Annotated in this window: 10 protein-coding genes, 1 other RNA gene and 1 pseudogene; 8 read left to right on the top strand and 4 right to left on the bottom strand. The window is 42.9% G+C overall.

Going from position 1 to position 17,688, the window contains the following annotated elements; translation table 11 throughout:
- Positions 1-7 precede the first annotated feature (7 nt).
- The 5 genes and pseudogenes from obgE to D0T50_RS10600 all read left to right on the top strand — a co-directional run bounded on the left by obgE (position 8) and on the right by D0T50_RS10600 (position 7,919).
- Positions 8-1,174: a GTPase ObgE gene (obgE, locus tag D0T50_RS10620; protein ID WP_163223504.1), complete on the top strand. Its 1,167-nt coding sequence runs from the start codon at positions 8-10 to the stop codon at positions 1,172-1,174.
- 26 nt (positions 1,175-1,200) lie between these two features.
- Positions 1,201-1,875 carry a B3/4 domain-containing protein gene (locus D0T50_RS10615; protein WP_163223503.1) on the top strand — a complete coding sequence of 225 codons (675 nt, stop codon included), beginning with the start codon at positions 1,201-1,203 and terminating at the stop codon, positions 1,873-1,875.
- Between the two features lie 64 nt (positions 1,876-1,939).
- Positions 1,940-2,878 (top strand): annotated as a pseudogene (locus tag D0T50_RS10610) (glycoside hydrolase family 43 protein); the annotation flags it as partial.
- A 23-nt stretch (positions 2,879-2,901) separates the two neighbouring features.
- Positions 2,902-4,491, top strand: coding sequence for a pectate lyase (locus D0T50_RS10605; RefSeq protein ID WP_163223501.1), 1,590 nt, complete (start codon positions 2,902-2,904; stop codon positions 4,489-4,491).
- 572 nt (positions 4,492-5,063) lie between these two features.
- Positions 5,064-7,919: a glycosyl hydrolase gene (locus D0T50_RS10600; RefSeq protein WP_163223500.1), complete on the top strand. Its 2,856-nt coding sequence runs from the start codon at positions 5,064-5,066 to the stop codon at positions 7,917-7,919.
- A gap of 3 nt (positions 7,920-7,922) precedes the next feature.
- On the opposite strand, the gene D0T50_RS10595 is transcribed toward D0T50_RS10600, so the two are convergent.
- Entirely contained in the window at positions 7,923-9,059 is a 1,137-nt protein-coding gene (locus D0T50_RS10595; RefSeq protein WP_163223579.1) for a lactonase family protein, read from the bottom strand.
- An 83-nt stretch (positions 9,060-9,142) separates the two neighbouring features.
- On the opposite strand from D0T50_RS10595, the gene D0T50_RS10590 reads away from it, so the two are divergent.
- Together D0T50_RS10590 and ssrA are read left to right on the top strand one after the other, a co-directional pair.
- Positions 9,143-10,246 carry a TlpA disulfide reductase family protein gene (locus D0T50_RS10590; protein ID WP_163223499.1) on the top strand — a complete coding sequence of 368 codons (1,104 nt, stop codon included), beginning with the start codon at positions 9,143-9,145 and terminating at the stop codon, positions 10,244-10,246.
- Between the two features lie 60 nt (positions 10,247-10,306).
- Positions 10,307-10,704, top strand: a transfer-messenger RNA (tmRNA) gene (gene ssrA, locus D0T50_RS10585).
- A 336-nt stretch (positions 10,705-11,040) separates the two neighbouring features.
- Here ssrA and D0T50_RS10580 read toward each other — a convergent pair.
- Complete coding sequence (locus D0T50_RS10580; RefSeq protein ID WP_163223498.1) at positions 11,041-13,089, bottom strand: RagB/SusD family nutrient uptake outer membrane protein; 2,049 nt, start codon at positions 13,087-13,089, stop codon at positions 11,041-11,043.
- 27 nt (positions 13,090-13,116) lie between these two features.
- The gene (locus D0T50_RS10575) at positions 13,117-16,269 is read right to left on the bottom strand and encodes a TonB-dependent receptor (protein ID WP_163223578.1); all 3,153 of its coding nucleotides are present in this window, start codon (positions 16,267-16,269) and stop codon (positions 13,117-13,119) included.
- A gap of 482 nt (positions 16,270-16,751) precedes the next feature.
- On the opposite strand from D0T50_RS10575, the gene D0T50_RS10570 reads away from it, so the two are divergent.
- Positions 16,752-17,033: a SemiSWEET family sugar transporter gene (locus tag D0T50_RS10570; protein WP_163223497.1), complete on the top strand. Its 282-nt coding sequence runs from the start codon at positions 16,752-16,754 to the stop codon at positions 17,031-17,033.
- Positions 17,034-17,111: 78 nt separating this feature from the next.
- Here D0T50_RS10570 and D0T50_RS10565 read toward each other — a convergent pair whose 3' ends face one another.
- Positions 17,112-17,603 (bottom strand): 3'-5' exonuclease, encoded by a 492-nt coding sequence (locus D0T50_RS10565; protein WP_163223496.1) that lies wholly within the window; start codon positions 17,601-17,603, stop codon positions 17,112-17,114.
- Between the last annotated feature and the right edge of the window lie 85 nt (positions 17,604-17,688).

The raw sequence follows: 17,688 nt of genomic DNA, 5'->3' as shown, positions 1-17,688 counted from the left end.
AAAGAATATGGCTGAATCGAATTTTGTTGATTATGTAAAGATATACTGCCGCTCGGGTAAGGGAGGTAGAGGATCTACACACATGCGGCGTGAGAAGTATGTTGCTAAAGGAGGACCCGATGGTGGCGATGGCGGTAGAGGAGGTCATATTATTCTACGTGGCAATCGCAATTACTGGACGTTGCTCCACTTGCGGTATGAACGCCATGCGCTTGCAGGCCAAGGAGAGTCGGGAAGCAGTAGCCGTAGTTCAGGAAAAGACGGAGCCGATAAAATAATTGAAGTTCCCTGCGGAACTGTTGTCTATAATGCCGAAACAGGCGATTACCTATGCGATGTAACCGAACACGAACAAGAGGTAATCTTGCTCAAAGGAGGTCGTGGTGGATTAGGGAACTGGAACTTCCGTACGGCAACACGACAGGCGCCACGTTTTGCACAGCCCGGTGAACCGATGCAGGAGATGACTGTTATTTTGGAATTAAAGCTGCTTGCCGATGTAGGTCTTGTGGGGTTTCCTAATGCAGGGAAATCTACTTTGTTGTCTTCCGTATCTGCAGCAAAACCAAAGATAGCCGATTATCCGTTTACAACACTAGAACCCAATCTGGGTATTGTTTCCTATCGTGACGGAAAGTCATTCGTAATGGCAGATATACCCGGAATTATAGAAGGTGCCAGCGAAGGTAGAGGCTTGGGGCTACGCTTTTTGCGGCATATTGAGCGTAACTCGTTGCTGCTCTTTATGATTCCTGCCGATAGTGATGACATTCGGAAAGAGTACGAAATATTGCTTCATGAATTGCGCTCTTTTAATCCCGAAATGCTCGATAAGCAACGTGTACTCGCTATAACCAAGAGTGATATGCTCGACCAAGAGCTCATGGACGAGATAGAAATTACACTTCCCGAAGCTATTCCGCATATATTTATTTCATCTGTAACAGGGTTTGGGCTTACTGCATTGAAAGATATCCTATGGGAAGAACTCAACAAGGAAAGCAACAAGATAGAAGCGTCTGCTATTGTGCATCGTCCTAAAGATGTAACTCGTTTGAAAGATGAACTATTGGCACAAGGCGAGGGCGAAGACATTGCCTATGAATACGTAGACGAGGACGAGGATGAAGAAGACTTTGACTACGAATACGAAGAGGATTGGGATGACGAGTAATTCGCTCCAGACTACACGTACAGTATATGCTAAATTGTAAGTATAGTATCACTGTCTCTTCAGAGATAAAAGCTGCTTGCCCTATATTTGCAGGTATGGCTGTATATGCACAGGTGCAGAATAGTCATTACAACGAGGAACTCTGGAAAGAGATAAATCTTTTTGTTCAGGAGTTTACTGCCGATACACAAGTGGATCAAGTAAAAAATCAACCGGCTATTATTGCTACACGCGAAGCTTATAAACGTTGTGGTAAAGACCCTAACCGCTACCGTCCTTCGGCGGAAGCATTACGTAGGCGATTAGTTCGTGGTATTGACCTCTATCAAATAGACACATTAGTGGATATTGTCAATCTGGTTTCGCTTCGTACGGGGTATTCTATCGGAGGTTTTGATGCCAATAAAATAACAGGAACCCATCTCGAATTAGGCATTGGAAAAGCCAATGAGCCCTTCGAAGCTATTGGACGTGGTATGTTAAACATAGAAGGTTTACCTGTTTATCGTGATACCATAGGGGGGATTGGCACACCTACCAGCGATGAAGAACGAACCAAAATGGACCTAGAAACCACTCATATCCTTGCCATTCTGAATGGCTATAGCGGAAAGGAAGGTCTGGAACCGGCTGCAGATATGCTTAAAGAACTACTCATTAAGTATGCGGGCGCAAAAACCTTGAATGTAATTGCTTTTTAACAGAGAATGACTATATTTGTGCTTCGCGCGTTCTGTGCGTAATCTCAACACAAACCATATAGTCATGAAAAAGAAACACATTTTACTTGCCTTTCTGGCATTCTTTCTCTTTGTAGGCTGTAAACAGCCACGCCCCGATGTCTATCTCTTCTCTTATTTTATTGGAAATGGTGCCGATGGCTTGCACTTAGCATATAGTTACGATGGGCTAACATGGGAATCTCTTAAAGAGGGCGAATCATTTCTTACACCCGAAGTGGGGAAAGATAAACTCATGCGCGATCCCAGTATTTGTCAAGCCCCCGACGGCACTTTTCATATGGTGTGGACTTCCAGTTGGACAGACCGAATCATTGGTTATGCCTCTTCCAAGGACTTGATTCATTGGTCAGAGCAGCGCGACTTGCCGGTAATGATGCACGAATTTGATGCCAAGAATAGTTGGGCACCCGAACTCTTTTACGACGAAGCGTCGGCTACCTATTATATTTTTTGGGCAACCACCATTCCCGGCCGACATAAGGAAGTAAGTACAAGCGAGAGTGAATCAGGGCACAATCATCGTCAGTATTATATAACTACCCAGGACTTTGAAACCTTTTCGGAAACAAAGATGTTCTTTGATCCCGATTTTAGTGTAATTGATGCTGCAATCATCAAAGAACGTAGCGGCGAGTACCTCATGATAGTAAAGAATGAAAATTCAAATCCACCCGAAAAGAACTTACGCGTAACTAAAACAAAAGATATTGCAGCAGGTTTCCCCATTGAGGTTTCCGAACCTATAACAGGCGATTATTGGGCGGAAGGTCCATCGCCGTTGCAAGTAGGTGATTATATATATGTGTATTTTGATAAATATCGTGAGAAAAAATATGGCGCGGTACGTTCGTTGAACGGAATAGATTGGGAAGATGTGTCGGAGACGGTATCCTTCCCAAAAGGTACACGACATGGCACTGCTTTTACGGTAAAGGCTGCTGTGTTGGATAATTTACTAAAGAATTAACACTTAAAATAATCCTAATGAACACAAACCAACGACAAAAAAAAGCACTCTTTATTTTCTTGCTTAGTATGTGCTTTTTCGTAGCTCAAGGGCAAAACAAGAAGACTTTGAACAACCAGATACTGGGAAGTGTAAAGAAAGCCACAGAATACATGCTTAACACTGTTTCCTACAATGGCGGATTTGTTTGGGAGTATCTGCCCGACTTTTCGCGCCAATGGGGCGAAATGGAAGCATACAGAACCATGATTTGGACGCAAGGGCAAGGTACACCACGTATGGGTGAGTTTTTCTTAGACCTTTACCATGCTACAGGCGATGAATATTATTACCAAGCCGCCGAGAAAGTTGCTGCTGCATTGATGTGGGGACAATTACCTTGCGGTGGTTGGAATTATATTATTGATTTCGCGGGCGATGCTTCATTGAAGAATTGGTATGAAACCATCGGTAAGAATGCTTGGCGCTTGGAAGAGTTCCAACATTATTATGGAAATGCAACGTATGATGATGATTCAACAATCAGTCCGGCACGCTTTCTGTTGCGTATGTATGTCGAGAAGTATGACCCAAGGTACAAAGTATCTGTTGATAAAACAATTAATTTTGTGCTCGAAAGCCAATATCCAATAGGTGGATGGCCGCAACGCTACCCATTGATGTACGAATACTCTAAAGGTGGACGTGCCGATTATTCTTCTTATATAACGTACAACGATAAAGTACACGAAAACAACATCAACTACCTCGTACTTTGCTACCAGTTATTGGGAGAAAAACGCTTGTTAGACCCTATCAGACGTGCTATGAATTGTACCTTAGCTTTGCATCAGGGACCCGATCAACCGGGTTGGAGCGACCAATATACACTCGATTATCTTCCAGCCGGAGCACGTTCTTACGAACCAAGATCATTGCAGCTACGCACAACGGAGTGGTGTCTTAATAACTTAATGGAATACTACCAGTGGACAGGCGATAAGAAGTTCCTGGCACGTATTCCCGAAACCCTCGATTGGCTTGAAAGAACAATGATACCTACCGATGCTTCGCTGAATAAGAACAAAATGGGACATACGAAACAACAGTCACTACGAAATATAGAAATAGGCACAAACAAAGCGCTTTTTACCTATCGTGTAGGGTCTAATGTTGTCAATGGCGAGTATTTAACAGAGTACGGATATGGCGAGTTTATGAAAATAGATATAGCCCAATTCCGTAAGCGTTACGAAGAGTTGTTGAGTTTAAGTGTTGAAGAGGTAACAAAGAATTCGCCTTTCCAGAACAAAGGAGGTGAGCAATTCAAGTTTCCGGACTACAATGTATTACATGTTTTTCCCGGTGCAGAACGAAGTGTGAATGAAATTCTTTCTTCACTAACCAAAGAGGGATATTGGTTGGTACCAATGACCATGACTTCAAACCCTTACATCGGCGATGGTCCTGCTGAAGTAACTCCGGGAAATTATCAAGGAGTTCCGGTGGGCGATAAGTACGATACATCTCCTTATCCACCCAAAGAACAAGTGATGGGCATTACAACGAATTCTTATATGTGGAATGTGTCACAGCTGATAAATTACTATCTGAAGAATAAAGAATAAGAATGTATATCCGTTGGCGGATTAATTTAGTGCATATTTAATCAACCAAATAGCTTAATATACACTCCAAGTGTAGTTTTACGGAATAGGTCTTCACATTCACAAAACGTTGTAAGTAGATGACAGCGAGCCGGTTGTGTGTGAAGACCCCCTCTTTTATCCTTCACAGGGTTTTCACGCCTAATTTCTGACTGTTTTTGTAGTAAGAAAACAGTCAGAAACAGTCCGGAAAACAGTCAGAAGTGAAGCAGAAAACAGTCGCAAAAAGAGATTGCTTAAAGTACTTATTCAAATGCCATAGTTTCATGCCCTGTCAGCCATAGTCTCATGCTCCGTCAGCCATAGTCTCACGACCCGTCAGCCATAACCTCACGACCCGTCAGCCATAGGCAAACGACTGCTCAGCCATAGGCACACGACCACTCATCTATAGGCTGAATACATTTTACGTTCTTATTCCTTGTTGTGTACTATTTTACATAAATTTGAATGAAAATCTTCATTCTGCGATTAAAAATATTCCGTTATTTGTGATCTGCAAATAGCGGAATATTCATTTAATAGTATATCGTATGACAAAGCACACTCTCTACCTCATTATTTCTTTAATTATAGTAACACTATCGGGCTGTACCTCTCAACCTCGCGAAACCGGCGAGATAGCTTGGCCGGAGATAACTCATGAAACAAAACCCTGGACGCGTTGGTGGTGGCATGGTAGTGCAGTAACAGAAAAAGATATCACTGCCGCACTCGAAAGTTATTCGGCTGCCGGATTGGGTGGCGTGGAGATTACCCCTATTTATGGCGTGCGTGGTACGGAAGATCAATTTCTGGAGTTCCTGTCGCCCGAGTGGATGGAGAAATTAGTCTATACACTTAATGAAGCAAAGCGATTGGGACTCGGCGTAGACCTTGCCAATGCATCGGGATGGCCCTTTGGTGGTCCGTGGATTACCGATGAGGATGCTTCCAAAGGAATGTACACAAAAACTTTTACGCTACAAGGGGGCAAATCGCTCGAAGAGAAAATAGAATATATACAAAACCCAATCGTTCGTACGCAGGGACGCAAGAAAGTTACCATTGATGAACTGATAGAACCGATTGCAGCCAACGAAAATATGCAAGAGCTGGCACTAGACCAAGTACGATTTGCTAAGTCGCTTCCATTGGTAGCGCTAACTGCAAACAAATTGGCAGAAGTGGGTTTTAGCGAGTCTGTTAATTTGATAGATCATGTAAAGGATGGTAAACTGAACTGGGTAGCTCCCGAAGGCGATTGGATGCTCTGTGCCATCTTTCAGGGAAGTCATGGCAAGATGGTAGAACGTGCAGGGCCCGGTGGCGAGGGATTAGTCATAGATCACTTTGCCGAACAACCGTTGCGCAACTATCTGCAAAAAGTTGACGAGGCTTCTCAAGGCTATGATTTGAGTTATCTTCGTTACTATTTCAACGACTCGTACGAAGTAGATGACGCTGTAGGTGATGCCGATTTTACACCGGAACTTTTTACAGCTTTTGAACAGCTAAAAGGATATGATTTGCGTGGGTATCTGCCTGCGTTGCTTGGACTCGATACAGAAGATAATAACAGTAGGGTATTGTACGACTTTCGCTCGGTTATTAGTGAGTTGTTGCTGTCGCAATATACCGAAGTGTGGCAGCTTTGGGCAGCAGAGCAAGGAAAAGGTGTGCGAAATCAGTCGCACGGATCTCCTGCCAATGTGCTCGATCTCTATGCTGCCAGCGATGTGCCCGAAATAGAGGGTAGGGATGTTATAAATCTGAAAGCGGCAGCCTCTGCTGCTCACGTAAGCGGGAAAAACTTAATCTCTTCCGAAAGTTGTACGTGGCTCAACGAACATTTTGAAACGACATTAGGACAAGCCAAAGATGCGCTCGATGATTTCCTTTTTGCAGGTGTAAACCATGTTTTCTATCACGGAACTACCTATTCGCCACAAGATGCCGCATGGCCGGGATGGTTATTCTATGCTGCAGTTCACTTCACGCCGGCAAATAGCTTCTGGAGTGATTTTGCTGCACTCAATAGTTATGTAACTCGCGCGCAAAGTTTCTTACAAGCCGGAAAACCAGCTAATGATATTTTGCTTTATTTCCCCATTGCCGATTACTGGTCGGATTGTAGTCATAACCGTCGCCTACGCCACATGGAATCGCATACTTTCTTTGATGGTACAAGCGCGAAAACATGTGGCGCGTATCTAACAGAGAATGGCTACTCGTGGGATGCTATTTCGGACAAGCAACTGCTACGTGTAAACTACTTGAAAGACAACCTTGTGGTTGGAGGAAACGCATACAAAACAATCATTGTGCCGAAAGCCACATACATACCCCTTGAAACGTTAGAACAACTCTTTCAGTTGGCAAGCAGTGGTGCTACAATCTTATTTCAGTATGCAATACCTGCCGATGTACCCGGACTCAGCGACTTGGCGAAGGCACGCGAACAAATGAGTACTCTTATCGGCAAACTGACTTTCGCCACAGAGGGCGAGCTGCGTGTAGCGGCTTATGGCAAAGGAAAAATTGCTGTATCCCATAGCCTATCTGCTTTGACAGCTGCAGGCAATGTGCAGAATGAACCCATGTATGCCGATGGGTTGCAGTGTATTCGCCGCACGAAAGCCGACGGGAACTTCTATTATCTGATAAAGAACAGCACCGAAAAAGCGTTTGATGGTTGGGTAACATTGAATGCAAAACCCTCTTCGGCAGCTTTGTATAATCCTATGACGGGAGATTGCGGCTATGCGTTAATGAGCGGGGAGCAGCTATATCTGCAACTTAAAAATGGCGAGAGTATAGCTGTCGAAACATTTCGCGGCGAATACAAAGGCGAGCTATATCCTTACTATAAAAAGAACGGCGAACCTATCTTCCTTATTTCGGACTGGAAAGTGGAATTTGTAAAAGGAGGACCTACGTTGCCCGAGCCTTTGGTGGTCAACATTCATAAATCGTGGGAAAGTCGCGGCGGTGCGTATGCTACTTTTTCGGGAACGGCGACTTATACCACAATAGTAGATGTTCCACTACCTAAAGCAGATGCTTGGTTGCTCAATCTGGGAAGTGTATACGAGTCGGCTACGGTGTACGTCAACAACAAAAAGATAGGAACACTGATTCAGTCTCCTTACACAGTTGCTATACCTGCCGAGCAATTAAAACAGGGTGATGAACTGCGTATAGAAGTGTCTAACTTGATGGCAAACCGCATTATCGATATGGATAAACGCGGTGTGGAGTGGAAGATATTCTACAATACAAATGTCAATGCCCGTAAGCGAACCAATGCAGGAGCCGACGGGAAGTTCACAGCCGCCCATTGGGAACCGTTGCCTTCGGGTTTGGTAGGTGTGGTGTCTCTTACTCCGTTATCTCGTGTGAAGGAATAGGGCTTACTCTTCCCAAGCAAATTTAATACAGACAGGCTTATCCAATAGGATAGGCTTGTTTGTTTTGGTGAGCATACCTGTTGCGAGGTTTCTTTCGTACACTTCGATGGTATTAGTATCTCGGCAAGCAACTAAGAGATATTTACCGTTGGGTGTAATGCAGAAGTTTCTTGGATGTTTTCCTGTGTTTTGATAGCCTATTTTTGTAAGCATACCGCTTGCTTGATCAATGCTGTAAATAACCAATCCATCATTTTGTAACCTGAGGCTTGCGTATAAAAATTTTCCATCGGGGCTGATGTGTATATCAGCACTTCCGCGTGCTTCTAAATGGTCGGCTTGTGTGGTCTGGATTTCTGTTAGTAGCGCCTCTTCTTGCCTAAATACGCTTAACCCTCCGTCTAACTCGTTCAGCAAGTACATAAATTTCCCATTGGCTGAGAATGTGATGTGGCGGGGACCTGCGCCTGCACCGACATGATAATCGGGTGGGGTAGCTTTCTCAAGTAACTTTGGTGCGCCAATTTCATTGTTTACATGAAATATGTAGATGAAGTCTGCGCCAAGATCTGTAGCATAGAGGAATTTCCCGTCGGGAGTAAAGGATACACAATGCAAGTGCGATGATGCCTGACGAGTTTGGTCTGGACCTGAACCGTCGTAAGCAAAAGCTTGTGATGCGGCATCTAAAGAACCTTCTTTCGTAATTGGAAATACCGCAACTGTACCACCAGCATAATTGGCTACAACTACATAGTTGTCATTATTAGTGATATAGCAAGGTGCACCACCCATTGCTGGTTGCTTATTTGCAAATTTCAATCTACCTTTCTCTTTGTCGAATGTAAAACTATAGATAGCTTCATTGCCATCATTAAGTTCACTTACCGAATAAATAAAGCGGTTGTCTTTAGCAATAGTGAGGTAAGAGGGATTAGGAATTGCCACTTCGTTCAGTAGTGAAGAGGTACCCGTTTCCTGATCAAAACAATACGTGTAGATACCTTTACTCTTGCTTTCTCCATCGGTGTATGTACCAACAACCATTGTAAGCTTGCTTGTTGTAGTTTCTTGTTTGCTTACGTTACATGCGCTTAGTGTTATGCCAACCATTAGTATGTAAATGAATTTGTTCATAATTATTAACTTGGAATTAGGAAAGTAAAGATAGATAAAGTAGTTGAAATAGCTATATTTGTTGCAACTAATAAATTTTTAATGCTATGACGACACGAATACTTTGTTATTTGGCAGTATTAATGCTTCTTTTTTCGGCTTGTTCCGAAAAGAAGTTTATCATAGAAGGTAAATTGTCTCACGATGGTTTCGACGGACGTAGGGTATATCTTTCTATGATGAATGATGACTTGACGGAGTACATCGAAGTGGATTCTACGTTTATTGTGGGTGATGCATTTCAGTTTACCGGTAATGTGCCCGATAGCATAATAGGGTTGCATCTTTTTTTTGGAAAAGTAGGCGATGACCGCTTTATTACTTCTCCTGTTATTATCATTCCCGAAGAAGGAACCATTCGTGTCTCTTTTGATGATGAATATACAGCGACTCAAACAGGTCCGTATCAAAATGAGCGGATAGGAGAATTTTTGAGGTTCTCTTATGATGCGGAGATTGAGAAAAGTAAAATCCTTAGCGAAATAATGAAGAATCGCAATCCAGAGGAACCTTTGATTTATACAGAGAGGTATCTGGAGTTAGGGCGTATCATAGGCGATTCTACTTACTCATATCTTCAGAGTATGAAGAATACACCCCTCTTTGATGAGTTACTCATTAAATATGGCTCTAGAGTCAGATCTATCAAACAGTTTGATGAACTGGCTGCTAATTACAGTGCTCGTCTCGTCAGAAGTGCGAAAGCCAATACTCAGAAAAAACGAGAAGAGGGGCATTCGCAGCCGGGTGAAATGTTTTTGGAGTTAAAGTGTCTCGACATGAACAATAATGAAGTGCTGCTTTCGCAATATTTGGGGAAAGGATATCCGGTGTTGTTGGAATTTTGGTCTTCGGGTTGTGGTCCTTGTATAGCTCATATTCCTGAACTAAAGGAAATCTATGCGGAATTGAACAGAAAAGGATTTGAAATCATCAGTATTTCTATGGATAGCCACACGACTAGGTGGACGAAGGCATTGGAAAAACACGATATGCCTTGGTTGCAGCTGCTTAATATGAAAGGTAGGGGTAGCGCCGGACTCGTTTACGGTTTCAGAGGAATACCTTACTCGGTCTTGATTGACAAGAATGGTAAGGTTGTATCAAAGGGGCGTATATACAAGGAGGAAATGGCGGAACTTGTGGAGTAGAAGTTGTTGTTTTCAAAATAATAAGTATCTTTGTGCCGATTTCAATCGCTATGCAACTCTGGGGTTGACTGGATTTGACAGCGGGTAGAAATGGTAAGTAAGCATGCAGTGCGTCAGTGATTTGCACTTTAATCTCAGTTACTAAAATTTTATCTGGCGAAAATAACTACGCTCTTGCTGCGTAATCGAATCATAGTAGATTACCTTAATTCCGGCACTAGGTGCTGGAACGAGACATCACTCGGAAGCTCTGGCTTCGAAGTATTCCGGTAAAGTGGTGCAGTCAAATCGGAGATAGTTTGCGATTGCCTCGCGTCGTAAATGAAACTTTAGAGGATAAGGTATGAGTTGATGGCTTTGGTTCTGCTCATGCACGAAAATCTTAGGCAAAGATAAGCATGTAGAAAGCTTATGGTTTCCTCGTTTGGACGAGGGTTCGATTCCCTCCAGCTCCACCCATAAAAGGATTTAAGCCATTTGATTAGAAACAAAAAAAGACCGCGAAACGAAAGTGTTGCGGTCTTTTTTGTGCCGTGCATGTTCGTATTCAATACAGACACCCAGCCCTTTGTCGTTTTTTTTGAATTTTCAATGGTAGGTTGTGCCAACGCGTTGGCACTGTCGTGCCAGTGTTGATGCACAGTAGTGCCAGTGCGTTGGCACAGCTTTGCCAATGCGCTGGCAAAAAACAGACAAAAGATATGAAAAAAAGAGGCCATCTCACTAATTTTGAGATAGCCTCTTGTTTATAATTTCAAATAACATCTATTCTTTTTTTTGAATAGCATGCAATTTTAATAACCATTGTTTCCAAACTCTTCCGGATTGTTGATCTTATTCAAGAAGTCTCTTGGAATAGGACGGTTGTAGTGCTTGGCAGGTACGAAGTTCTTGAATGCTGTTTGGTTGTACTTCTGTAGGCGGCCTTCGAATGCTTTGTTGCGTTTCAATAGAGCCCAACGATAGTACTCACCGCAAAGTTCGCGTGCATATTCATCAAACACATCGTTCATAGAAGCTGATGAAAGCTTCATGCCGGTTGAAGTATTGAAATCGGCAGCATTGCGACAAGCACGCTCGCGCAACACATTGAGGTAAGCTGCTGCTTCGGCAGCACTACCGCCACTGTTAAGGGTTGCTTCGGCTGCAATAAGATAGACTTCTGCCATACGCATCACCATGATGTTACCCAACTTCTGTTGGAAGTTACCTCCCAACCATCCACCGTCGAAGTTGTGGTTAAACTTCATCATAGCCGGGAAAACGGTAATAAGCTCAACAGGTGTAAAGCCATTGTTGGACAGTTTGCCTTTGTATGTACTTCCACTAGCGTCGCTTGGGTCGAACATATCATCAATATTGATAGTGATGTAGGCACGTGCTTTCTTTTCTGCATCAGTCAATGGGGCTTTACTCAGGTAAACAAAGAAGCGATCTTCGTCGGCTGCCAGTGGATAAGGGTGTACGTTGGCATTTGCTGGCTCGGAAAGCTCGGCAACGTTGCCACTGTGTGCTCCTTTATTCCATACTTGCGATACGTATTGGTATGTGGCATTGTAATCGGTTAATTTAGAATTAACATCGATATAAGGATAAATCTTCTTACCAATGTGCGAAGGATCTAAATTGTACTTATTTGCGATGGCTTGGGTAATCTCTACCGTTGCCTTTGCGTACGTTACGTTTGCCGGACCAGCAGGGCTGCCTCCATTTATAGCCTGTACGCCCGAGTAGTTGGTGTAGGCAGTTACGAATGTATTTTCCCATCTCTTATCATAATCGGCATTGAAGCAGTCGATTAGATATTTGGTAGGTGCAACGAACTGTTGGTTACAACGTCCGTAGTAGGCGTTGGTGGTGTTCTTGTTTACCCCTCTGAGGAATACATCGGTGGTTCCGAAGGCTTCATCAAGTTTCGGATAATAGTGCAAATAAAGATTGGGCTTCGTATTGCTCGATGCGTAGTTGAACGATACATTGTACGGGTCGAGTCCATAGGCTGTGAAAAGTACTTCGGCATTGTTGCGATTATTGGCTGCAGCAAATACCTTGGCAAAATCATCGTAGAGTGTAGCATCGTAGGCGCTTTTGTAAGTAATCAACGAGTCGGCTACTTCTTTAGCACGTACCCAGTAAGATTTTGAACCTTCGCTCAATCCTTCGCCTGCACCTTGTGCATATACACGCGCCATGATACCGAGCGCTGCCTTTTTGGTAACGCGTTGCGGGTTTTCGTCGTAAGGTTTCGCCGGCAATGTGTTGAATGCGTGGCGAAGATCTCTTAGTATCTGCGTGTAGATTTCAGGAATAGAATTACGTTCGGGAGTAAGACTTTTCGTTGGGTCGCCCTCAGTAACAAGGGGTACTTCGCCAAACTGTGCTACCAATACCGAATAGAAATAAGCTCTAAGGAAATGTGCTTCGGCAGTAAGGATGGCTATATCAGCGGGGTTGCCGTCCTTCAGCCCTTCCGATAATTGAATAACCTTATTGCAATCTTTGATTGGTCCGAAAGCAAAATCCCATGTGTTGCGTACTACATTTACGTCATTAGCGTAGTTTTCGTAAGCAAGGATTTCTTTGTATGTACCATGGTTGTTGTAAGGAAACGTCCACAGGTCGGTACCCAGTTCGGACACCAATCCGTAAGGCATTCCGATAAGCGAACCCCATAGGGCCGAGTAGCAATTGGATTGGTATGATTTCCAACCTTCAAACGTGGTAAGCACGTCGCCTTCCGACAAGGCTGCCGGGTTGTACTCGTCTAAGCTGCACGAGTTAATGCACAGCGCCAGACACAACCCCAATGTTAATTTGTATGCTGTTTTATATATACTTTTCATTGTATTTTTCTTTTAGTGATTCAACAATTAGAATGTAACATTCAGACCGAAAACCAACTGTTTGGTAAGTGGATATTCCAGCTCGCCATTCATTTCGGGGTCATAGTTCTTTAGTACACCATCCTTTGCGAGCACGAGTAGGTTTGTTACCGTTCCGTACACGCGGAGTTTGTCGATAGATAGTTTCTTGCTCAGCTTTTTAGGAAGTGTATAACCCAACGTGATGTTTTTCAGTTTGAAGAACGATCCGTTTACATAGTTCATACCCGAGAATCCAGTCATAGTTGAGGCAGAAGTGGTGTAATCCAATACTGGGAACTCGTTCGATGGATTGGTTGGCGTCCAATAGTTGAAGTGTGAAGGGAATGTACGTGGAGGTGCTGCAGTGCTGGTCAAAGCATTTGGCTGATACCATCCGGGCATACAATAATTAATCATTTGTCCCCAACGGAAGAAAGCATAAACACTCAGGTCGAAGTCTTTGTATTTGATTCCATTCTGGAATCCAAGTGTCCAATCGGGTGAGTTGTGTCCCAATGTCTGATAGTCATTAGCACTATAGGCATACTTAGAACTTGCTGTGTATTCCTTGGTGGTACCATCGGCAAGGGTTTTTTCCCAAACTCCTTCGCTTTTACGTTTCATTCCCGGTACATTCACTTTCAAGTCGCCCGGACGTCTGCCAAATACAGCTGCGTCTTTCTCTTCATCAAGCTGCCATACACCATCAATCTTGTAATTGTAGTATGAGTTCAGCGCTTTTCCGATAGTAAGCGTATATCCGGTGTTGTTGCCGGTTTCGGGATCGATGTTTTCGATGTTGTCATTGGCTCCTCCGGTTAGTTTTACAATCTTCTCTTTGTTGGTAGAGAAAGTAAGTGCCGAAGTCCATTCAAAGTCCTTGGTCATGATGTTGCGCGTATTGGCGGTAATTTCAAAACCACGGTTCTCTGTTTCGGCGAGGTTCATGTTGGTTTTGTAGAAGTTGTTACCCCATTTGTACGAACCATAGATGATAGGCAACGATACACTCCATATTACACCGTCGGTGCGGGTTACATAGTAGTCCATAGACACATCAATGCGGTTGTTGAACAATCCAAAGTCAAGACCGATATTGGTGTTGTAAGATTTTTCCCATCCTAGTTTGGAGTTGGTAAGGAATTCTGAGTAACGGTAGCTGCTCATACCTACACCACCCAATGAAGTGTTCATTTGCTCTAAGTTACTAAACGAACTATAAGGTTTGATACTGGCAGATCCGGTAACACCCCATCCCACACGGAGTTTTAGATTATCTAACCAATTTTTAGTCGATTCCATAAAACTCTCGTCAGAAATGCGCCAAGCTGCTGATGCAGCTGGGAAGTTGTCCCAACGATTGTCTTTGTATAGAGCCGAAGCACCATCGCGGCGAATAGATGCCGAGAAGATGTATTTGCCCAAGTACGAGTAATTGATACGTCCGATGAATCCGAGCGTTTTCGACATCAGGTATGATGATTTAGCTGTAGTGCTGGCATCTCCCTGCATGTTGTGCCACTTGAAGTTGTTGGACGAGATGTTGGTCTGATCCATTGTTGTTTTCGACTGTTGGTCGTATTTCCATGTCGATACTGCGGTAAGGGTGAAATCGTGAACATCTTGCAATTTGAAGTTGTACGTCAATACATTATCCCACTGATAGCCGTAACTGCGATTTTGGTTGATTTGCGCTTTCGCAATTTCCCCTCCATAAGTATAATTTACTGAACCTATACCGTCGAACTTGTAGCTGTTGGAATAGTTCATCCAGATACCTGCGCGAGACAAAATGCTCAATCCCTTTATCGGTTTGATTTCGATATATGGGTTTACAAATACCTTGAAATTATTAACGCTATTTTCGTACACACCCGGTTGGTAGTTGAGCAACAAGTTATATACGTTGTTACCCAAGTTCGGGTTGATTGTACCATCGTCATTATAAGGTTTTTCGAGTGGGTCGGAAGTTAATGCATTTTCCAACTTGGCTTGTGCCTTATCTTGCATAACATACGATCCTTGTAAGCTACTACCAATGCTCAACCATTTGCGTACTTCATGATCTATGCGCATGCTGGTAGAGAATAATTCGTATTGGTCGCCTTTGTACTGTCCGTTTTCGTCGGTGTAATTGAACGAAATGTATCCTTTTGTTCTATCGTTTCCGCCCGATACACTTAAACTGTAGTTTTGGGTAGCTGCATTTTTACGCATGTAAAGGTCTGCCCAGTCCACATACGCTCCAGCCATGTGGCGCTCGTAGCGTTGAGTTCCGAATACGCGTTCGTCGTCGGCTGCCGATTGCCAAAGGGCACCGGTGGTAGTCCACTGACGTGAACTTTCATCCCATACGTAGCTATGTGCTTCTCTTACAATCTTGGCATACGAGTCCCCTGTGTGCATTTTAGGGATTTTCGACCAGCCATTGTAACCAACGTAAGCGTTGAAGTCTACGCTCATCTTTCCGGCTTTCCCGGCTTTGGTGGTAATGATAACTACCCCGTTAGAACCGGCTGCTCCATAGATAGCTGTAGAAGAGGCGTCTTTTAGTACTTCAATAGATTCGATGTCGTTTGGATTGAGAGTTTCGTAGTCGCCCGGTAGCCCGTCTATCAGGAATAGCGGATTTCCATCGGCTGTAAACGAACGGTTACCACGCAATTGCATTTTAACTCCGGCTCCAGCTTGGCCCGATTCACGTGTAATATCCAATCCGGCAACTTTACCTTGTAGGGCTTCCATTGGGTTAGGACCAGGGCGCATTACAATGTCTTCGTTCTTAACCGAAGATACGGCACCTGTAAGGTCGCGTTTCTTTACAGTACCGTAACCAATTACCACAACTTCCTCTAGTGCGAGGTTGTCGGGTTTCATCTGGATATTGAAATTTACATTGTTGCCTACTGTAATTGTTTGGGTAGTGTACCCTACATACGAAGCTTCTAGTGTTTTTACTCCCGCAGGAATGCTAAATGAAAATTCTCCATCTACATTTGTAATACTGCCGATAGATGTTCCTTTTACATACACGGAAACACCAATAAGTGGTTCTCCGAGTTCATCAACGATTTTACCTCTGATTGTTTTGTCTTGTTGAGTAGACTCAACAGCATCTCTCTCGGAGGTAGGCATGGCTTGAATAGAAGCCCCAATCATAAGTAAACACAAACAGAAAGTCCACTTCCCGAATTGCATTTTCTTATGTAAGAATTGAAATTCTTTCTTCATAGATTATATATTAAATTAAACAAAGGGTGATTCTTGTTAACTGATAGGAATAATATCATTAATTTGAGTATTTTCCTTTTCTTTCGAAACGAAAGTGGTAGACGAGGAATTTTTACTATTATTTTTGTTTTTCATGCTATATTAGTCATTAATGTTGGTTAGACGGTGCATTTTTCTTTTCGTAATCAAAGGAAACAAAAAAAAACGAAAAAAAGCGAAGTTTTTCAATGTTTTTTAGAAAAGTAAAATAATAGTATTTCGCTTGGAGGAAGATTATAGGTATACTTGCTTTTTGGGGGCTTGTGCTTGTTCCATTAGTGAACGCGAATTCTTATTCTTGTATAAGAAATCCTAAAATCGAACGGCGTTTTCAAAACACACTGTATCTTTGTTCAAAAATCTAAATCTATATGAATTTTACAGATGTAATAGGCTATGCCGCAACAATATGTATGATCTTTGGCTACCTGCCACAAACCATTCGCACTATTCGTACCCGTTCTACCGATGATATTGCGGTAGGGACTTTTCTTTTGATGGGTCTTGGCTCTATCTTTTTTATGATTCAGGGATTTCTCTTGGGTAACTATCCGCTTGCTATTACCAATGTGCTTACTACTATAATGAGTACTACTATCTTTAGTATTAAGATGGTAAATGATATACGCAAAAGAAGATTGCTTAAGAAATAAATTCAATAGCTGCAGTAATGACTATAACTCCGAAGTTTTGGTTTGTATATCGCGCGCGTACTATATAAATAAACAAAACTATAGTATTGCTTTAGCAATCTCAGCACATGCTTCCGCATCTGCTAATGCGTCATGATGATTTCTTAACTCAAACCCCACACATGCTGCCACTGTGTGTAACTGATGGTTCTCTAATTTAGGAAACTTTCGTCTGGCGGCACGCAGTGTGCAATGAAATATGTAATTAGGATAGTACATTTCATATAATTCGTGTGCGGCTTTTAAAGCTCCTTCGTCGAACGGGCTGTTGTGTGCAACCAACGGGAGTCCTTTTAGTCGGGGAGCAATTTCTTTCCATACTTCAAGAAAATCTTGTGCCTGATGTGTGTCATAGTAAGACAATCCATGTATATTGGTTGCCCAACGAGAGTAAAAATTAGGACGTGGACGTACCAAACGGTAAATTTTATCGACTACTCTTCCATCTTCAACTATAACAATACCAAGGCTACAAATGCTGGCACGGTGTTGGTTTGCTGTTTCAAAATCTATGGCGGCGAAGTTTAACATGGTTCTGCTCTTTTGAAATTGTAAAGATAGGCAAATTGTTGGCTTGTGTTCATGTTTGTTTGAAATTTGGATAGTGAAGTTCAAT

This window comes from Bacteroides sp. 214, from assembly GCF_010501015.1.
In the GTDB taxonomy this organism is placed as follows: Bacteria; Bacteroidota; Bacteroidia; order Bacteroidales; family Bacteroidaceae; genus Bacteroides.
This window is presented reverse-complemented; position numbering and strand designations above follow the sequence as displayed.

Coding starts and splice junctions, on each gene's coding strand:
- obgE (WP_163223504.1), top strand. CDS start 8: ATGGCTGAATCGAATTTTGTTGATTATGTAAAGATATACTGCCGCTCG.
- D0T50_RS10615 (WP_163223503.1), top strand. CDS start 1,201: ATGCTAAATTGTAAGTATAGTATCACTGTCTCTTCAGAGATAAAAGCT.
- D0T50_RS10605 (WP_163223501.1), top strand. CDS start 2,902: ATGAACACAAACCAACGACAAAAAAAAGCACTCTTTATTTTCTTGCTT.
- D0T50_RS10600 (WP_163223500.1), top strand. CDS start 5,064: ATGACAAAGCACACTCTCTACCTCATTATTTCTTTAATTATAGTAACA.
- D0T50_RS10590 (WP_163223499.1), top strand. CDS start 9,143: ATGACGACACGAATACTTTGTTATTTGGCAGTATTAATGCTTCTTTTT.
- D0T50_RS10580 (WP_163223498.1), bottom strand. CDS start 13,089: ATGAAAAGTATATATAAAACAGCATACAAATTAACATTGGGGTTGTGT.
- D0T50_RS10575 (WP_163223578.1), bottom strand. CDS start 16,269: ATGATTGGGGCTTCTATTCAAGCCATGCCTACCTCCGAGAGAGATGCT.
- D0T50_RS10570 (WP_163223497.1), top strand. CDS start 16,752: ATGAATTTTACAGATGTAATAGGCTATGCCGCAACAATATGTATGATC.
- D0T50_RS10565 (WP_163223496.1), bottom strand. CDS start 17,603: ATGTTAAACTTCGCCGCCATAGATTTTGAAACAGCAAACCAACACCGT.